General features: G+C 56.2%; 9 protein-coding genes. 5 read left to right on the plus strand and 4 right to left on the minus strand.

Features of this window, described 5'->3' with window-relative positions:
* Positions 1 to 34 precede the first annotated feature (34 nt).
* The 3 genes from ACIPR4_RS02415 (at position 35) to ACIPR4_RS02425 (ending at position 7,074) form a co-directional block, all read left to right on the plus strand.
* Positions 35 to 2,419 carry a phosphoketolase family protein gene (locus tag ACIPR4_RS02415; RefSeq protein ID WP_013567055.1) on the plus strand — a complete coding sequence of 795 codons (2,385 nt, stop codon included), beginning with the start codon at positions 35 to 37 and terminating at the stop codon, positions 2,417 to 2,419.
* A gap of 2 nt (positions 2,420 to 2,421) precedes the next feature.
* Positions 2,422 to 3,561 carry an acetate/propionate family kinase gene (locus tag ACIPR4_RS02420; protein WP_013567056.1) on the plus strand — a complete coding sequence of 380 codons (1,140 nt, stop codon included), beginning with the start codon at positions 2,422 to 2,424 and terminating at the stop codon, positions 3,559 to 3,561.
* 195 nt (positions 3,562 to 3,756) lie between these two features.
* The gene (locus ACIPR4_RS02425; RefSeq protein ID WP_013567057.1) at positions 3,757 to 7,074 is read left to right on the plus strand and encodes a patatin-like phospholipase family protein; all 3,318 of its coding nucleotides are present in this window, start codon (positions 3,757 to 3,759) and stop codon (positions 7,072 to 7,074) included.
* 20 nt (positions 7,075 to 7,094) lie between these two features.
* On the opposite strand, the gene ACIPR4_RS02430 is transcribed toward ACIPR4_RS02425, so the two are convergent.
* Entirely contained in the window at positions 7,095 to 8,993 is a 1,899-nt protein-coding gene (locus ACIPR4_RS02430) for a capsule assembly Wzi family protein (protein ID WP_013567058.1), read from the minus strand.
* Between the two features lie 87 nt (positions 8,994 to 9,080).
* Positions 9,081 to 11,819, minus strand: a complete 2,739-nt coding sequence (locus tag ACIPR4_RS02435; protein ID WP_013567059.1) for an SLBB domain-containing protein — start codon at positions 11,817 to 11,819, stop codon at positions 9,081 to 9,083.
* A 519-nt stretch (positions 11,820 to 12,338) separates the two neighbouring features.
* Here ACIPR4_RS02435 and ACIPR4_RS02440 point away from each other — a divergent pair.
* Entirely contained in the window at positions 12,339 to 13,355 is a 1,017-nt protein-coding gene (locus ACIPR4_RS02440; RefSeq protein ID WP_013567060.1) for a glycosyltransferase family 2 protein, read from the plus strand.
* A gap of 69 nt (positions 13,356 to 13,424) precedes the next feature.
* Positions 13,425 to 14,174 (plus strand): sugar transferase, encoded by a 750-nt coding sequence (locus tag ACIPR4_RS02445; RefSeq protein WP_013567061.1) that lies wholly within the window; start codon positions 13,425 to 13,427, stop codon positions 14,172 to 14,174.
* A gap of 62 nt (positions 14,175 to 14,236) precedes the next feature.
* On the opposite strand, the gene ACIPR4_RS02450 is transcribed toward ACIPR4_RS02445, so the two are convergent.
* A complete protein-coding gene (locus tag ACIPR4_RS02450) occupies positions 14,237 to 15,763 on the minus strand; it encodes a M81 family metallopeptidase (protein WP_013567062.1) in 1,527 nt (508 codons plus the stop codon).
* Between the two features lie 59 nt (positions 15,764 to 15,822).
* Positions 15,823 to 19,218, minus strand: coding sequence for a TonB-dependent receptor (locus ACIPR4_RS02455; protein ID WP_013567063.1), 3,396 nt, complete (start codon positions 19,216 to 19,218; stop codon positions 15,823 to 15,825).
* Positions 19,219 to 19,289: the final 71 nt, after the last annotated feature.

Consider the following 19,289-nt stretch of genomic DNA (forward strand, 5'->3'; position numbering starts at 1 on the left):
GAACCCACTGAGATCTCTAAAGGAGACACCCCAGATGACGCCCCTTGTAGACAACGGCACGACTTTGAATCCTGAAGAGCTGCGCAAAATGAACGCCTACTGGCGAGCTTGCAACTACCTCGCCGCAGGCATGATCTATCTTCGTGCGAACCCTTTACTTAGGGAACCTCTCAAGCCGGAACATATCAAGAACCGCTTGCTTGGACATTGGGGCTCCGATCCGGGGCAGTCGTTCACATGGGTCCATCTGAATCGGCTCATCAAGAAGTATGACCTCAACGTGATTTACGTTTCCGGTCCAGGACACGGCGCGCCCGCGACGCTGGCCAACAGCTATCTGGAAGGCCACTACTCGGAGATTTATCCCGACCGCAGTCAGGACGAAGCCGGGATGCTGCAGTTCTTCCGGCAGTTCTCTTTTCCCGGAGGCATCGGCAGCCACTGCACGCCAGAGACTCCAGGCTCGATTCACGAGGGCGGAGAGCTGGGGTACAGCCTTTCCCACGGCTTCGGCGCAGCCTTCGACAACCCTGACCTGATTGTGACCGTAGTGGTGGGCGATGGCGAAGCGGAAACCGGACCGCTCGCAATCTCGTGGCATTCGAACAAGTTTCTCAATCCGATTCGCGATGGAGCGGTGCTGCCGATTCTTCATCTCAATGGCTACAAGATCGCAAATCCTACGATCCTCGCGCGCATCTCTCACGAAGAGCTGGAATCGCTCTTCCGTGGCTACGGCTACACGCCGTACTTCGTCGAAGGCGACGATCCCGAGACGATGCACCAGAAGATGGCTACGACTTTGGAGCACTGCGTTCTCGAAATCCGTGCGATCCAGGAGAAGGCGCGCAGCACCGGCAATCCAGAGCGCCCGCGCTGGCCGATGATTGTGCTTCGCTCTCCCAAGGGTTGGACCGGTCCCAAAGAAGTCGGTGGACACAAGGTAGAGAACTTCTGGCGCGCACATCAGGTGCCCGTGCTCGATCCCGTGACGAACAAGACCAGCCTGCACATCGTGGAAGACTGGATGCGCAGCTATAAGCCGGAGGAGCTCTTCGATGAGACCGGTAAGCTGATTCCGGAGTTACTCGCGATGGCGCCGGTCGGACCGCGCCGCATCACGGCGAATCCTCACGCGAACGGAGGCCTGCTGCGCAAGTCGCTCGACCTTCCGCGCTTCGAGGACTATGGCGTGAAGATCTCAGCGCACGCCAAGGCGATGGAGTCGCCGACCGCTGTGCTCGCTATCTTTCTGCGCGACGTGATGAAGAAAAACATGACGAGCTTCCGCGTCTTCGGTCCAGATGAGACGGCGTCGAATAAGCTTGACGGGATCTATGCCGCTTCCAAAAAGACCTGGCTTGCGGATTACTTTCCCGAAGATGCGGATGGGACCGAGATCGCTCCCGACGGACGCGTGATGGAGATGCTCAGCGAGCACACGCTCGAGGGCTGGTTCGAGGGCTATGTTCTTACCGGACGCCACGGCCTGCTTTCGACCTACGAAGCTTTCGTGCATGTGATCGATTCGATGTTCAATCAGCATGCAAAGTGGTTGGAGAAAGCGAAGAACGAACTGAGCTGGCGCGCCCCCGTGCCATCGATCAACATTCTGATTACTTCGCTCGTATGGCGTCAGGATCACAACGGTTTCACGCATCAGGATCCCGGCTTTCTCGACGTCGTAACAAATAAGAGCCCGGACGTAGTACGCATCTATCTCCCGCCCGATGCCAACTGCCTGCTCAGCGTGGCGGATCACTGCCTGCGTTCGCGCGATTACATCAACGTAATCGTCGCGGACAAACAACCGCATCTTGTCTTCCTGGACATGGATGCAGCCGTGAACCATTGCACCAAGGGAATCGGCATCTGGGACTGGGCCAGCACAGATGATTGTGTGGAACCTGACGTCGTGATGGCGTGTGCAGGCGATATCGCCACCATGGAAGCGCTGGCAGCGGTCGCGATCCTCAAGGAGAAGTTCCCGGCTCTGAAGATTCGCTTCGTCAATGTCGTCGATCTCTTCCGCCTAATGCCGGAAGAAGAACATCCGCACGGTCTCTCGCAGAGAGACTTCGATTCGCTCTTTACGAAGGACAAGCCGGTCATCTTCAACTTCCATAGCTACGCTTCTCTCATCCATAAGCTCGCGTACCGGCGTACGAACCACGCGAACTTCCACGTGCGCGGATACAAGGAAAAGGGAAACATCAACACGCCCTTCGAACTTGCCATCATCAACCAGGTGGATCGCTTCGATCTCTGCATCGACGTGATCGATCGCGTTCCAGGTCTGCAGGCAACGGGCGCACACGTAAAGGACTGGCTGAAGAACGAGATCATCGACAGCCTCAACTACGCCCACGCCGAGGGTATCGACAAACCGGAGATCCGCGACTGGACATGGCCGGAGTAGGCATGTCGACTTCGGGGAACGCACAGACGGTTCTCGTCCTCAATAGCGGATCTTCATCCCTCAAGTTCGGCGTCTTTCGCCGTGGCGATGAGGATGAAGATCTGCTCCTTGAGGGCAGCGCGGAAGGCATCGGACGAGAGAACGGAAGTCTGAAGATCCTTTCTGCGGATGGGAAAGTGCTGCTCTCACAAGAGCATCTGATGGAGTCACAGCAGGAGGCGTTGCAGAAGCTAGCCTCTGCACTTGCTGAGCACTTGAACGAGACGCTGTCGGCCGTCGGACATCGCGTCGTACATGGCGGTCCACATCTTCGCGAACATCAGCTGCTGACACCCGAGGTTCTGCAACAACTCGAAGCGGCGGTACACTTTGCGCCGTTGCATATTCCGCAGGCGGTCGCGCTCATCAAACAGGCGCAGGCAATCTTTCCGAAATGCCCTCACTTTGCCTGCTTCGACAATGCCTTTCATCGCACCATGCCAGAGGTTGCGGCGCATCTGCCTTTACCCACGCGCTACTTTGAGCAAGGCGTGATTCACTATGGCTTCCATGGCATCTCGTATGAATCGATTGTCCATCGCCTCGGAGACGCGCTTCCTGAGCGCGCCATCTTCGCCCATCTGGGAAGCGGTTCCAGCGTAGCCGCAGTGCATGGGGGGAAGTCGATCGATACTTCCATGGGACTGACACCGACGGGCGGCGTGATCATGGGAACACGTACGGGTGATCTGGATCCTGGCGTTCTGCTTTACCTGATGCGGATCGAGTCGATGGACGCGGACGCTCTGGAGAAGATGCTCAATCACGAGTGCGGGCTTGCAGCCCTGTCCAATGGCGAAAGCGATATGCAGACACTCCTGAAGCGTGCAGAGAGTAGCGACGCATCGGCGGAACTCGCCATCTCCGCATTCTCCACATCGGTGCGCAAGTTCATCGGCGCCTATGTCGCTCTCATGGGTGGTGTGGACCTGCTTGTCTTTACAGGAGGCATTGGCCAGCACAGCGATGCGATCCGCAAACGGATCTGCGATGGCCTTCAGTTTATCGGTCTGGACGTGACGAGCGGCAAGATCAAAGTGATGCCGACGGAAGAAGAGAGACAGATTGCGCGGCATTGCCGCCTGCTTCTGGCTTCGCAGTAGATCAGATGCCTCTCGATTCGAGCCGCAGGAATATGCCGTGGGGTCAAACTGCGTATCGATTGCTCCTGTCGTCCTTAGCCGACAGCCCCGCAGATCCGCAAAATAAAGCTGTTTTATCTCGATCTCTTCATCGTTTAATGCCGTTGGCAATTCTCTTGCCGCTTCATCGCCCTGAAATCTTCAGTGGAGAATCCAATGGCAACCTCACCTCGGCTTCGGCACATGCGTGCGGCAGAGCACGCACTCCCGTATCGTGTCATCTTTGAAGAACTATTTGCCATCGGCAAAGACGATCCGAAGCTCCAGGACCAGAGGATCGTGAACCTGGCTAAGGAGGCCTTTGCTCCTTCGGACAAGACGTCAGGCCACAACGGAGCGGCTCAGGCAGTGAAGAGTACATGCCCGCAGCCCGAACTGACGGCGGCGGAGGCAGAACGGCTCCTCTTCGATCGCATTGCCGAGGTGGAACACAAGTATGAGGAATTGGCGGACAGCAAGCGCAAGCGCGAATATAAGACGTCGGCAGAAGCGGAGCTGAGCAAACTGGAGACTCCGCTGCTGGACCTCCTGCATCGCATTCCTCGCTCTTCGCTCTGTCTCTCTGGAGGAGGCATTCGAAGCGCTGCTTATTCTCTTGGCGTTCTGCAGGCGCTCGCACGGTTTCGCAGTGGCGGCTCCGGGCCGAGTTACAAGGATCCAGAGAAGGCCTCTGTACTGGAGCAGTTTGATTACTTATCTACCGTTTCGGGAGGCGGCTATATCGGGAGCTGGCTCACGGCATGGACGCAGAGGGTATATCAGGCTGCTGTTGACGCTAAGAAGCCGATCTCTCCCGCGGAGGCGTTTCATGCGGTCACTCGGGGCGTCGCTGGTGACGTGGAACATACGTCGGGAGATCCCGCGCGAAGGCCCATCCGGCATCTGCGCGAGTACACAAGCTTCCTCGCGCCCAAGCTGGGGTTGACGCTCGACACCTGGACGCTTGCCGCACTCGTTCTGCGCAATCTGCTGGTGAATTGGGTCATGATCGTACCGGTCATTCTTGCGCTGGTGGCCGGGCTGCAAACGGTGCACTACGGCGTCTTCGATCTCGCAGATTTCATGTTTCGGCACCAGAGTGTGTGGTGGTGGGTCGCGGCGGGTTTGCTTTACACACTTGCAGGTACGACTGCCGGTCGGCGCATGCCTTCCTGTCCGCCTGCGGACCGCACGCCGAAGTCCGATGGCGTCATGCCCGTTCTCCTCCTCTTCATCTTTCCCCTGGTCTTCGCGAGCCTCTTTGTCTGCATGTTCTGGTCGAATCTCGGGACCGGATGGATTGCCGCGAGAGAGGTCCTGCTACAACGACTGACGCTTGCTTCGTTCATCACGCTTGCCAGTGTTCCCATAACGCGCCTCATCCGCGGTCGAAAGGTGATTGAGCAAGAACATACCGTCGCCGGTTATCTCTTTGCTGGACTGGGCGCTGCGCTCCTTACCAGCGTGCTGCTTGCATGCACTGTGTATACGGTTGGGCTGGTCTTCGATGCGCCCCTTATTCAGGGCACGCCAGTCGATCTCCACGGATCGCTCGCGTACACGCACTTCAGTTCGCTATGGCACGAGCTGAGGCTGCCACCCGTACCGCCCCAGTCGGTTGGCATCGAGAAGATCCTTCATCGCGACAGCTTTGCGGCCCACGCTTTTGCGGTACTCGGTTTCCCCATGGTCTGGTTGTTCCTCATTGCGGCCTCGGCGTTGTTCTCTGGCTTACTGGGGATCTTCGAAGAAGATGTGGATCGTGAGTGGTGGGCGCGCGCTGGCGGTCTCATGATGGGAGTACTGATGGCCTGGATCGTGGGGGAGGGCATGGTGATCCTCGCGCCTCATCTGACGACCACGGTCTCGAAGGGCGTTGGCACGGCGGTGGCAGCGCTTACTGCAGGCCTCTTCGGAGCTCTCGGGGGCGCGAGTACCGCTGGCGGACTTGGAGCGGCTGCAGCCAAGAGTGCGAACATCAGCAAGCTTGGCCGTGTTTTGAAAAAGTACGGTCTGCTCGTGCCGGTTCTTTGTGGATTGGCTTTGCTGATCTTCGGTGCCTTGATCGCGGACTTTGAACAGTGGGTGGCCAATCGTTTCCCGGGCCATGCGATCTCCTCGGTGCATCTCGTCATCTTCCTGGTTGCTGCCGCCCTCAGTTTTCTCGCGAACTGGGCGATCAACATCAACATCTTTTCGTTGCACGGGATGTACCGCATGCGGCTCATGCGTGCATTCCTCGGAGCTTCGAACACGCAGCGCGTTCCGAACCCCTTCACCGGCTTCGATGACCGGGATACTGTCTACGAAAACAAGATTGTTACCGGTCCAGGTATGCCGCTGCACCTCATCAATACAACGGTCAACCTGTTGGGCACGAACAACCTCGCATGGCGGCAACGCAAGGCAGAAGGCTTCACGATCAGTCCGCTGCACTGCGGTGGCTGGCGTCTGGGATATGCCAAGACGGAGATCTACGGCCGCAAGGGCGGCCTGTCGCTGAGTACAGCCATGGCGATCAGCGGAGCCGCGTTCAATCCGAACATGGGATACCACTCGTCTCCGCTCGTAACCCTGGTGATGACGTTGTTCAATGTGCGTCTTGGGTGGTGGCTGCCCAATCCCCGGTACCAGATGGGTAAGCTCCAAGCCAGGTTCAGCGGCTGTCCGGAACCCCACCTCCATGGAGATACTGGACATGCAACGAATCTAAGATTGGACTACCCGCCGCTGCCGAACAAGTTTCTCGAAAAGAAGGCGCCTCGTCTGGCTCTTGGTCCGCTTCTGCGAGAATCGCTCGGTGGTACGGATGACGAAGCGCCCTTCATTGAGCTCACAGATGGCGGACACTTTGAAAATCTCGGTTTGTACGAGATGGTGTTGCGGAGGACCCGCTGGATTGTGGTGGTGGACGCCTCCGCCGATCCTAAGTGCCAGCTCGAAGATCTGGGCAATGCCATCCGCAAGGTGGAGATCGATCTCGGTGTGCCGATTGTCTTCGACCGCCAGGGTCTGCGCATGAAAGAGGGCCCTGCCAAAGACAATCTCTACTGCGCCCTCGCGGATATCCGTTATGATGTGGTCGATCCCGTGGACAGGCCAATGCGTGGGCAACTGCTCTACATCAAGGCCGGTCTCAACGGGAACGAGCCCCCAGATATCACGCAATACGCGCGCACGCATCATGACTTCCCACATGAGGCGACCGCGAACCAGTTTTTCAATGAGTCTCAGTTCGAGAGCTATCGCCATCTGGGCCATCATGCTCTGCACACGATTCTCACCAAAGGAGATGGTGCGGGCTACACGGTACCGAACGCCGCAGATGGCACGGTCCTGACGCTCATCCAGGCGCTGTTTGCTGCGGCCGAAACTTACACAGGGAAGATTCCCGCGCGGAAGAAGCAGCAACCTCAAAACAATCCTCCGGCGAATCAAGGGCGCTGGAGGAAGGAAAACGGCACAGACACGCAGTATGCAGAGGGAGAATCTTAGTAAAGGTTTCTGAAGCGAGACTAGTGTTTCGAGAAAAGAGAGATCTTAGGGTTCCACGTAATCTGCAAGCGGCCACTGGTGTTGTGTTGCGCGCCTGGCATATAAGACGGAATCAGGAAGCGCTCATACTGTGTAAAAACCTGCGTGGACCATTGCGGAGTGAACGCATAGGAAGCGGTCATGAAGCCATCGGAGATGGTGCTGCCACCGGGCAGATACAGCAGGCCGCCCTTGGTCTGCCGATAGCCAATCTCGACACGAGTCTTCGCGGAAAACCAGTAGCCAGAACGGGCTTCCAGCGAGCGAGCGTCACGTCCCACAGCATTCCCCAGAAGAAAGCCCTTATTGGTGTTTCCATCCCGGTATTGGTTATTGATAAAGAATCTTCGTCCGGTCTCATCCTGACTCATCTCTTCTGAGCTTGCAGCCTCAACACGGAGATCCATATGGGGTAGCAACGGTAGTCTTGCGAAATAAATTCCTGGATGCCAGACGACGCGGCGAGGAGCGTTGAGCGGACTCAACTCATCGTCAGCATAGGCATCCGTATAGATGGTGACATAGTTGCGCAGGCCGGGAACGTGGAGGCGAAAGTCGAAGGCGCTCTTACGATCTCCTGGATCTTCTCGATCTCCATAGCCAAAGTCGGTTCCAGTGGATGTGCCGCTGAAGAGATTGTGCTTCAGATTCCCCAGTGTCATAGGATGGCCTTCCCCAAAGAGAATGGACCAGCGGGTGAAACTCATCTCCAGAAGACGGCCGAAGTTGAAGTCGACTTTCAATCCATTGAAATAAGGTCTTGCCGGATAGTGGTGTCCCGAGAGCTTACCGAAGACGGCGTCGATGCGATAGCTGCCCAATGAAGGGACAAAGGGAAATGGGTGGGGTCTTGTCGCAACAAGACGCAGGTTATAGGTGGGCTCCGCATTACTCGAAAATGACAGAGGGCCCATCGTGGTCGGGCCCCAGAAGAGTTCCTGTTTGCCGAAGGAGAGAGAGTATCCATCGAACGCGACGCCAGCATAGAGTTCAAGGGGGCGCTGCCGCACATAAGAGGGACTGGCAGTTGTGATGGGGTAGGGAGGCGCGCTCTCCTTGGTGCCGAAGTCGTCGAGACTGAAATACAGTGCAGAGAGCGCCGCGGTGGTCGCCGGGATGGTAGGGGTTTGTTGCAGCTCCTGGCGGTCATAGAAAAAGAAGCGGCCATGTACGGCACGGAACGAGTATCCGGCGATCGTACTTGTGCCACGGCCCAGAGGGCGACCGAAGTCGTTGGTCCATGTCTGCCCGATGTGAAAACCATCGGACAACGCCGGACCCGCGATTGTGCCGACACGCATGTAGCCGGACTCCAACACGGCCTGCGAGGATTCGTTCGGCTCGGAAAGCTCCTGATCCAGCTGTGGGATAAGCCGTTCGGCCTCGTTCATGATGCCGTCATTGACGGCGTAATAGCTGCCACGAATGCCAGAGAGGATATCCTTGGCCTGCTGCACCTGCCGGCGGCACTCCTGTCGTGTCCAGGGACGGATCGCCACACTTTGAAATGGGACAAGGCCCATCGAGCTAAGGCGTTCCAGCGCGGGATAGATCCAGCTGTCCATCGGAACATTTGTGGAACCTATCTTGTCGCTGCCATTGTTGTAGCTATTCTCCCAGGAAGAAGAACTCGCGACGGCCTGAGGGGCGCTCTGCTGAGATCCGAGAAGCGGTTTCATGGCCGACGACGAGCGGACCAGATAAGTATTGCCTGAATTCTTGGTAGAAGAAGTGAGAGTTTGAGAGGGTGAGGGAAGATAGAAAGTTCCGTCGCTAAGTGCTCCCTTGGGAGCGGAAGGCTCTTGCGTGAGACCGATTCCCGAAGCGGCCACAAGGGTGGCCGCTGTCATCGAACAGAGAAGCTTGCTGCAACGATTCATGATGCCTCGGAGGGTGAGCGCAAGGTGTGTATTGACTCACCCTCGATAGTCGGCGCTGATCAACGTGATCGCCGCGCTCGACGTGAACTACTGCTTGATAACACTCAGTGCTGCGGCTCCGAGTGCGAACGACGAGAACAACTGAGAATAGTCGACGAACTGTCTTATAAATGCAGGCTTAATGGGCTTCTCAGGAATAACGATGGAGTCGCCAGGATTGATCTGTGCTGCGTCGAAGCTATTCTTCCAGACACCCTTGGCGCGCTGGCGGCTGTAGACCGAACCATCCGCGCGAATGATAAAGGCATGGCTCCGGTCAGCGATGGGATTCTCTTTACCCGCGAGCAGAACATAGTCCTCAACTCTGCGCCGTGAATCGAAGAGAAAGACGTTCTGTCCGTAGACAGCGCCAATCACATTGACCGTGAGAGGACGTGAAGGTACGCGGAAGACGTCGCCATCTTCGAGTGGAATGCGGGGAATGCTTGCGCCTCCGGTACTCTCGGGGCGGAACTCCAGCACAATACGTCCGGTTGCGCGGAGTTTGCGCAGTTGAGCGATGATGTCTCTCTGTTCCACGAGAGCGTTGGGATCGACCACAGCGTTGTTCGACGAGGCTGCTCGGATGGCAGCGGATCGCTGCATGCTGATCGAAACAGATGTTACGTACTCATCCAGACGCTGCTGCTGGGCGATCCGGGCGGACTCGCGGGTGAAGCTTGCACCGTAGAGGTAGGCCTTGGTCGAGAGTCCACCAGCGCGTTGCACCAGATCGGCCAGAGTTTCGTCCGGGCTGACGCTGTAGACACCCGATCCCTTGAACTCGCCCTCCAGGCGAACAAACTTGGTTTGTTCATCTTGAGGCACGTGAACATCCGCCTGCGACAGGATTGTCACAATATCTCCCGGCTGAAGCTCAAGATTCTGGGAAGGGTCGTGATTTTGCAGGAGCTTTTCCGGGTTGAAAGGGACGAGCGAGTTCTTCAACGTAATCGGATCGAGGCGCTCGATTACGGCGTAGGACCAGTCGATCTCCGGGGCCGGAATCTTGATGGTGTTCCGTTGGCCGATGTTTGCAATATTGTGGCTGGTGGCTGCCTGCTGCTCTTCGGCAAGCGAACCGCTGCTGAGCGAAGTCTCAGGAGGCCGCATCAGGCCCTCGCGGTCTCCCTGTTCCTGAGAGTCCTGGCTATTTTGGTTTCGCTGATTTGAGTTCGATACCTGATTATTTCCGTTGGAGCTGCTGCCGTTGTAATTCTGGTCGACGCTGGAATCCTGAGACGAATCGAGCGTATCGGGATCGGGTCCAAGAGAGGAGATTCCTGCCCGATTGGAGATAATGCCAGTCGTGGAATCGTTCGTGGTGTTATTGGTTTGCCCATTTTGGGTCTGGCCGTTCTGCGTCTGACCGTTTTGTGTCCTAGAGGTCTGTTGTCTTGGTCGCATGGGACGCAGAGGCTCAAAAAGAGGGACCGGTACGCCCAGGCGATTGCGCTGTTCCCAGTAATTGCGTGTCAGCAGGGACATGCGGTCGGGGATAATATCGCTCAGGTGCATGCCCGCGTGCCAAGGAAAGCGACCCGGATTCGCGAGATTTCCACGAATGGTCACGGACTGTTGATAGGCGGCGCTGATGTGGTTGGCGAAGAGAACGTCGCCATCGTGCAGGACCGTTGCCTTACCCGCTTCGTCCAGGTTGACCGTCATGGCGGCGCGTGAGCGGTTCTCTTCGATGCGTTCCAGGGAAATTTGCGTCGTGGAGCCCGTGGGAGTAAAGCCACCAGCGAGTTCCAGCAAACCCCCTACGGTGGTGTCGCCGCGTAGTTCATATACCGCCGGATGGCGGACGCTGCCTGCTAACGCCGCTTGAGGACCCGCCGCCGGGATAAAGATGGTGTCGTTGGCTTGTAAACGAATGTCCTGCGACTTGTCGCCGCGTAGGATCAGGTCGTAGAGATCAAGCTCGGAGACGACCTTACCTTCTCGTCGTACCTGGATACGTCGCAGGGAGCCTTGGACATTTGGGCCGCCTGAGACGAAGAGCACGTTCAGTACTGTGCTGAGCGCGCTGACTGTATAGGCACCCGGACGTCGTGCCTCGCCCACAACATAAATTTGGATGGAACGAAGATGCCCCAAATTGACGGAGAGATTGAAGTTTCTGAAGGTATGGCGGATGTCCGCGCTGATATGTTCCTGGAGCTGGTCTACACGAAGACCCGCAACATGAATGGCGCCGACCTGGGGCACGTAGATCGATCCTGTGCTGTCGACCGTAAGCTGCCCATTGAAGGATTCAGGTCCCCAAAGACGCAGAAGAACTTCGTCGCCGGGACCAAGAAGGTAATCAGCGAGTGCGGGGATCTGGTCCGCCGGTGCAAACGTGGAGGGTGCTCTCTGAAAGAGATCCCGTCCAAATACTGGAAGTGTTTCGCCGGTAGCGGCTTTGGCTAGCCTCTGCATGTCCACAAGCGGATCGGGGGGGAAAAAGACGTTCGTCCGATTTGTATCTGTCTGCCGACGATTATTCGTAGAAGCCGAATCCACATAGAGCTGTGTACCCTGATCGGCCTTCTGTTCTCTCGTCGAGTTCGACCCGTTTACGTCACCGGCGCCTTGGGTAGGATAGGCGGTACTCCCATTTTGGCCGGAGCCGGAATTGGAGCTATCGCGGCAGTCGGACGAGGTTGGGTCGCAGCTCGATGTGCTTTGCGCAGAGATCAGGGGACTTACTCCAAGCAGGAAAAATGGGGTAAGAAGAGCGAGTCGTCGGACGAAATCGCAAAGCGGTACTTTGGCTTGCGTTGTCCGCGAAGGTGCCAGCATGATGTCTCCCAACTTCTGAGAAGATTCCCATAGTTCGAACCTCGCGTTTTCCCGAGTCAAAATAGGTAACCTTCCATCGTCGTTTTTCATAGATTGATAGAGGTCCGTAGGTGAGCGAGCGAGGGAAATCGCCCAGTGAATAGAACCCCTGCTGATGATAATAGAGCAGCTGTCAGTACACCACTGGATAAGAGAGCAGGAGCAAAAGGAAACTGCTTCATGCCCAGGGAAAGAAGGCACTCCTCAAGCTATTGCCAGAAGGCATGGGGATCAGGTCTAATCGCCTGCGTCTAGACATCTGTGCGCGAGACAGGAAAGCTGCAGCCATGTCGATCTATAAACGTTATCTTTCGGCTGCCGAGACGAGAGGCGAAGGGGGAGGGCGCTCAATTATGTTAACTTTCATCAGAAGCTTTCCCGTAACGTCGTTTCCCGATTATGGGACTATAGTTTCTCGCTTTGAGTAGTCCAGACGGTTATACTTTTGGAGTTAGAGAGTAAGGCAAATGACGGAGCCGCATGCAAGCCAGAACACTTGATACCCAGATCCTTCGTGCTCAGGCGTTCCCAGGCAATATAGGTTTCGTCATACCCACATATAACGCGGGGCCTCACTGGAATCGCTTTCATGCAGCGCTTGAAAGACAGGGAATACCTCGGGAACAGGTTCTCGTCGTTGATTCTTCCTCAACGGATGAGACAAGAAGAAGCGTGAAGAGTGCTGGTTACACGCTGATAGAGATCCCCCAGAAGAGTTTCCGCCATGGTGGCACACGCCAGTTGGCGGCAGAATCCCTTCCCTGGGCCGATATACTAGTCTTTCTTACACAGGACGCCATTCCTTGCGGCGACTACTCCATAGAGCAGCTTCTGAGAGCTTTCGATGATCCTCAGGTAGGTGCGGCCTATGGACGTCAGCTTCCCAGGGAAGATGCTGGCCCCGTCGAGCGTCATGCGCGCCTGTTCAACTACTCAGAAAAATCCGAAGTTCGAACCTTTGAAAGCCGAGAAACGCTGGGATTCAAGGCCGCCTTCCTTTCCAATAGCTTCTCTGCCTACCGAAGGGTCGCCCTGGAGGCTGTCGGTGGTTTCCCAAGAGACGCGATCATCTGCGAAGATACTACCGTCGCGGGACGTATGTTAATTGACGGATGGAAGATCGCCTATCGGGCGGATGCCACCGTAATCCACTCTCACGCACTCTCGGTGCGGGACGAGTCGTCGCGTTATTTTGACATTGGAGTCCATCACGGCCGCGAAAAATGGCTTCTGGAGGCTTTCGGCAAAGCAGGCGGGGAGGGCCGGGCTTTCGTCGTCTCCGAGCTGCGCTACCTTTTGAAAACCCAACCTTCCCAGATCCCCGGCGCATTTTTTCGCAACCTTAGCAAGTGGGCCGCTTATCAACTTGGTCTGCGCGAAAAGCGCTTACCGCGGATGCTTAAGGAGATCTTTTCAACCCAGCCAAGTTTCTGGCGGACAGATGGAGAACCTTCGTTCGCTCCGGAACCCCATGTAGCTGCACGACGTGTTCATTGAGCGAATTCGCCTAAAAAACAGCACCCGATTGAATGTCTGATCCATCGCGTAACTTTCTCTGGGAGGGGCATGCCACTGCAGAACCATCCATCTGATCTTCAAGTGTCTGCCACCTATTCGGCGGCGGATCTTGCCTATATTTATCCGGCACAGGATCGTAAGACTGTTCCCTTTGGCATCGGTGCCGCCTCTCCGGCTTATACCTTCGAGTATGTTGTCTTCAAACGCATCTTTGATATTTCCGTTGTCCTTCTCTTTTCCCCGTTCATTCTGCTTTTCATCGCGGCGCTATGCCTGGTGGTCGCCCTTAGCTCACCTGGTCCTATCTTCTTTTCTCATCGTCGTATCCGTCGCGGTGGTGCTTTCTTTTCCATGTGGAAGTTTCGTACGATGTGCGTGAACTCCGCAGAAGTTCTCGAGCGGCACCTGACTCTCCATCCGGAAGACCGCAAAGAGTGGGATCTCAATCACAAACTCAGGAATGACCCCCGCGTTAACTCCATCGGACGTCTGCTTCGCCGTTTCTCGCTGGACGAACTGCCCCAGATCTGGAACGTGCTTACGGGCCGCATGAGCCTCGTGGGACCTCGTCCCATCGTCGCTGCTGAAGTCGAGAAGTACGCTGAAAACTTTGCTTATTACACCGCAGTGACCCCTGGCATTACGGGACTTTGGCAGGCCTCAGGTCGATCGACCTTGACCTACGATGAGCGGGTCGCGCTCGACCGCTACTATGTCGAAAACTGGAGCCTCTGGCTCGACCTCAAAGTCTTCTTCCGTACCATACGCTGCGTCGTCAACTCCGACGGAGCGTATTAATAAGCACGGGCGGAGAAAAGAATCTTTCTCCGCCCGCTTGTGCTTGCAGAGAATTCCCCCTCTTAGCCTTTGCTTCGCGCCGACGTATAAACGACGGGCTTGAACTGCAGATCCGGTACAAAGGGATAGGTTGGTTTTCGCAGCCGATTCGCCGGTAGGTGCACAATGTCCTGGTTGATCGCACCGTCTGAAAGCGCCATCAGGCTGGGGTTGGCAAGCGGTTTCAGTTCGGGCGAGAGATACCCGGATTTGACCACGATGATCTTGAAGGATTTTGGCTCCAGACCGAGTCGGGTGAAGTCGAGGATGTCGTGATACGGACGACGTCTGGCGCTCAGGACGAGCGTTACTCCCTCGATCTGCACCACCGCCTCGCGTAGCAATGGATCTTTTACGGGAAGCAGAAACTTCACGGTGGCATTGGCCTTGACCGGGCGGCTCCCCTTCGGGTCGAGCGTAGCGCCGATGGAAAGTGGAATCGTAGCGCCGATCCCTGCAAGATAACAGGCGTCCGCTGCCGGACGGTCAGTGATGCCGGCGAAGACCACATTGGTCGCCTTCTTCCGAAGCAGCACTTCCAGGACCTCCGCGCGATCGCTGTTGCCACCGCCAGTTGGGTTATCGCCGGAGTCGGCCAGAATCGCTGGCTGCGTCTTCGCCTGCATCGCCCGCACGACGCACTCATCCACCGTGCAGGTCTCGGTGCCAAATTGAAATTCCTTGCGAGCATCCCAATACTTCTGTGCAAGTCCGGTGGCAATCTCTTTCTGTTTTGCGGGCGCAACACCGGTGATCACCACGGAAGCCGTGGACCGCGGTTCGTCAGCCCATACATACCCCACAAGCATCGAAACATCGAGGATGCCCGGCTGGTTATTCAGAGTTGCCAGTGGAGCCCAAAGTCGCTTGCCCGGCTCCCACTCTGTGCTACTTCGTTCGCCTGGCATCAGGACGGGGACCGGCGCCCAGACAATCGTTGGTCGGAGGTTCTGCTGCAAGCTTTGAACCAACATGTCGCAGGCGCGAATCATCGTCTCTTCCCGATCGATATGCGGCGCAGTGCGAAAGGCGGAAAACATATCGATGTTATCGACGACGCGCTGACTCACATTTCCGTGGAGGTCGTAGCTGGCGGACATCAGGCAATCCTGCCCGACCAATTTGCGCGTGGCCTCCATCCAATCGCCTTCGGCATCCTCCATGCCATCGACAAACATGGCTCCATGCATGGGCAGGAAGAGACCATCCAGGGGCAGCAACGTCTTCAGGCGGCTCAGATAGCCCGCCTTGATCGCTTGATAGGTCTCCATTGCAACCGGTCCACCTGGAACGGCGGAAGCGACCAGTACAGGCTGGAAGGGAATCGGATAGCGCTTCAGAAAGGCGAAGCGTTCCGAAGAGGTGAGTACGCCGTCCGTCAGAATGGAGAAGTCCTCCATGCGCGCGCGAATGCGGCTGTACGTGCTGCACTCAATGCCGATGCCGCCGAAGGCGATGCGAGGTGCCTTCGGTGCGCACCATGCTGTGCCTGCCGCCATAGGCGCGAACGCTGCCAAGGATGCTGTTTTGAGAAACGATCTGCGCTGCATGAAACTCCTTGTCGTCCTAGATAAAACGGGCGGCCTTTAAAGGCCGCCCGTGTGTTTGTTTAGAACTTGAATCGAGCTGCGAATTGAATCAGGCGCGGGTTGTAGGCGTTCGCCGTGCTGGAAATAGTACCGTTTGCGGCATTGCCAAGGATCGCCGTTGGATAAGCAAACTGTGCCGTGTTCAGAACGTTGAAGGCTTCTGTACGGAGCTCCAGGTTCAACTTCTCCATAAGTTGGAAGTTTTTGAAGAGAGAAAGATCGACACGTTGCAGGCCCGGACCGTAGAGTTGGTTCCGGCGCTCGTTGCCCACGGTACCTACTTGCTGAAATTGAAATGTGCTTGTGTTGAACCACGCGCCGATCGTCGGATGGCTTACCCGCGGTGAGGCGACCATGTTCGGCCGATCCGAAGTCGCCACGCCTGGCCGTGTGCCGCTTCGGTTGGTAATGTTTGTTACAGAAAACGGCATGCCCGTGTTCCAGACAATCAAACCATTTGCCTGCCAGCCCTTTGCCAGTACACCAGCAACGCCACGCAGGTTGTTGCCGAACGGAAGAGTGTAGTTGAAGGTGCCCGTGACACGCTGGCGGACATCCAGGTTCGCGTTTCCGTACTCAAGAGTTGAAATCTGCGAAGCCACGGAACCGAAACCGTTGCCGCCGTTGTTGCTGATCGTCTCTGCATCGTCAAGTCCATGCGCCAGTGTGTACGTAACCTGAAGGTCGAGACCCTTGCTGTAACGCCTCTTGAGCACCGCCTGCAATGCGTGGTAACTGGAGATAGCGTTCGTGGTGAGATACGGGATTGATGTGATTCCAGGCTGCTGTGCGTAGAATCTCCGGAGCGTGTTGTAGTTGAAGCTCGAAAGCGCCGGGCTTGCTGCTGTTGTGTAGAACGGGGCACTCGCGGGAACTAAAGGATTGTTTGGGTCGGCATAGGTCTGGAAGTTCGGTGTCGCTGCGTTGTAATCCGAGAGATAGTAGGCCAGACGGCGTCCCAGCTCTCCCACGTACGAAACACTTGCAACGTTTCCCGCGAACTCACGCTCGACGGTCAGATTGAACTGTTCAATGTAACTCGATTTGAAATGCGGATCCAGCGCGGCGCTGACGCTGCCGGTTGGGGTGATCGCATTGGTCGGTACGGAGGTCGGCAGGCCATTTGCAAACTTCTTGAAGGCCGCATCTGCGGTACCTGGAGTAAACGGCCCGTACGCTGCAGTGAAGGGTTGATTAACCAGCGCGGCGCCAGAAGTCATATTTTCCGGTGCATAGCTCATACCGAACCCGCCACGAACGACAGTACGTGAGATAGGGGTATAGGCGAAACCAAGACGTGGTGCGACGTTGCGATAGTCCGTGCGGATGTTAGCGTGGTTATCAATTCCGTTCTGGCCTGCGACTACGATCCTGCCCAGATCGGTGTCGAAGTTGGACATCAGGTTGCTGACCTCGGTGTAAGGCGTAAAAAGGTCATACCGGATGCCGAGATTGACGGTGAAGGTTGAGGTGAGGCGGTAATCATCCTGGAGGAAAGCGTGCGGTTCCCAGGTGCGGTTGCGTGGTTGGTAAAGGATCGCGTTGCGTGTGGCGTTCAGATAATCACCTGCGAGCAGCGTAGAAAAGTCGGTGAACGTCCACGATCCATTCGCGGTGTCTGTCTGCGTAATCGTGTCCTGGCGGCGGATGAGCCCAGCCCCGAACTTGATGGACTGCTTTCCATGCGTCCAGTTCAGCATGCCCTCGTACTGAAAAGTGTTTTCCAGGTAAATGATCGGAGGACGTGCACCCAGGTTCGATCCCTGATTGATCGTTACAGCGGATAGCTCTGCCGTACGTCCACTCACATTGATGTTCGGTTGCCCGAACTGAGCATTGATGTTTTGTCCATAGTTGAGCGGATATTGAGCGTTATTCAGAAGGGTGTAACCGCCCTTTAGTTCAATCAGAAGATTAGGAGTAAAAACGTGAACATAGTTCAACTGTCCTTGATGCGCTCGGCTGGTCGCAGGTCCTGGATAGCTGCTTAGATTGCCCCCAGGGAAGATCGTTCCCGCTGCAGTACCTACCGCCGGGAATAGTCCGCCAATATTCGTGTTGACACCGTTATAGGTGTAGCGCAGGTAGAAGAGGTCTCCGTTGCTGAAGCGGTGATCGATACGCCCATCTGCGGTTTTGCTGAACTGAGAATTGCGCGGTGAGACTGTGTAGTTATTAGCGAATCCTGTAGTAGTGGGCAAGGGGAACAGGTTGAGATATTGGCGGCCAATTGGATCGATCGAGGTTACGGTCGGATTGACCAGAGTGTATTTCTTAACGCCATTGGCATCCGTCGTGAAATTGTCGGTGAAGTCCCCCACGTTGGCACGCTCAAAAGCTGTCGGTACCGTGGTCTGCACAGGATTCAATCCACGCACAAGATTGAAGCCTTCATAGTCTGCAAAGAAGAAGGTGCGGTCTTTAAAGATAGGTCCACCAAGACTGCCGCCAAACTGGTTCTGTCTCCATTTCGGCTTGGGGATATTCGCGCCGAATTTGAAGGGCTGTGCATTCAGGACATCGTTACGAAAGAACTCGTATACGGTGCCATGAAACTGGTTCGTTCCGGACTTCGTGATGACGTTGATCATCGCGCCGGCCGAGCGTCCGACCTCCGCCGTAAAGACGTTGGTTTGAATATTGACTTCCTGGATCGCATCCACCGATGGGCGAACGCCGATCGATCCGATCACGCGTTCGTTGTTGTCCATGCCGTCGATCAACTGGTTGTTGATGACATCAGACTGACCGTTGACCGATACCGACGAAGTAAGTCGCCGGTCATCAGGGCGGTTGCCGCTCGCGAGACCATTGTTGAGGCCTTCGGTAGCTCCTGCTGTCAGCTGTACCAGATTGATATAGTTACGGCCATTCAGAGGAAGTTCCTGCGTCGCCTTCTCTGTAATGGTTGTCGTCAGGGCGGAGGTATCCGTGTGGAGCGAAGGCGGAGCTGCGTCCACGGATACGACTTCATCCGCTGAACCGATATCCAGATGCGAATCTTCACGCGCGCGATCTCCCGCGGCCAAGCTGAAGGAGTTGATGCTGTTTGCTTTGAATCCTGAGGCGGCCACTTTGAGGGAATAGTGGTTCGGCTTGAGCAGAGTGAAGCTGTACTGTCCTGAAGAATCCGTTACATCGGTACGCTTCTCGCGGGTATCCAGGTTGGTGAGTTCAACGGCTGCGTTTGGAACGACCGCGCCACTCTTATCGGTCACTGTACCCACCACGTCGGCGGTCGTACTCTGCGCATAGACCGGCGTATAACAAAGCGCCATACCGGCCAGGCCAAGTGCCATCGATAAACGATGTCGATAGAAGAGTCTCTTGGCACGAAAATATCTTTTGACGTTCAGGTCCGTACTCGAACCTGAAGGCACGTGTGTTCCAGTAAAAACGGGTTGTCCATGCTTCATCGAAGCCTCCTTAATTTTGAAACAAAAGAGAGTCACGCCAACCCTTAATAGGCTGGTCGTGGGTGTTTAAA

Origin of the sequence: Terriglobus saanensis SP1PR4 (assembly GCF_000179915.2) — a bacterium.
GTDB classification, from domain to species: domain Bacteria; phylum Acidobacteriota; class Terriglobia; order Terriglobales; family Acidobacteriaceae; genus Terriglobus; species Terriglobus saanensis.

Coding starts and splice junctions, on each gene's coding strand:
- ACIPR4_RS02415 (WP_013567055.1), top strand. CDS start 35: ATGACGCCCCTTGTAGACAACGGCACGACTTTGAATCCTGAAGAGCTG.
- ACIPR4_RS02420 (WP_013567056.1), top strand. CDS start 2,422: ATGTCGACTTCGGGGAACGCACAGACGGTTCTCGTCCTCAATAGCGGA.
- ACIPR4_RS02425 (WP_013567057.1), top strand. CDS start 3,757: ATGGCAACCTCACCTCGGCTTCGGCACATGCGTGCGGCAGAGCACGCA.
- ACIPR4_RS02430 (WP_013567058.1), bottom strand. CDS start 8,993: ATGAATCGTTGCAGCAAGCTTCTCTGTTCGATGACAGCGGCCACCCTT.
- ACIPR4_RS02435 (WP_013567059.1), bottom strand. CDS start 11,819: ATGCTGGCACCTTCGCGGACAACGCAAGCCAAAGTACCGCTTTGCGAT.
- ACIPR4_RS02440 (WP_013567060.1), top strand. CDS start 12,339: ATGCAAGCCAGAACACTTGATACCCAGATCCTTCGTGCTCAGGCGTTC.
- ACIPR4_RS02445 (WP_013567061.1), top strand. CDS start 13,425: ATGCCACTGCAGAACCATCCATCTGATCTTCAAGTGTCTGCCACCTAT.
- ACIPR4_RS02450 (WP_013567062.1), bottom strand. CDS start 15,763: ATGCAGCGCAGATCGTTTCTCAAAACAGCATCCTTGGCAGCGTTCGCG.
- ACIPR4_RS02455 (WP_013567063.1), bottom strand. CDS start 19,218: ATGAAGCATGGACAACCCGTTTTTACTGGAACACACGTGCCTTCAGGT.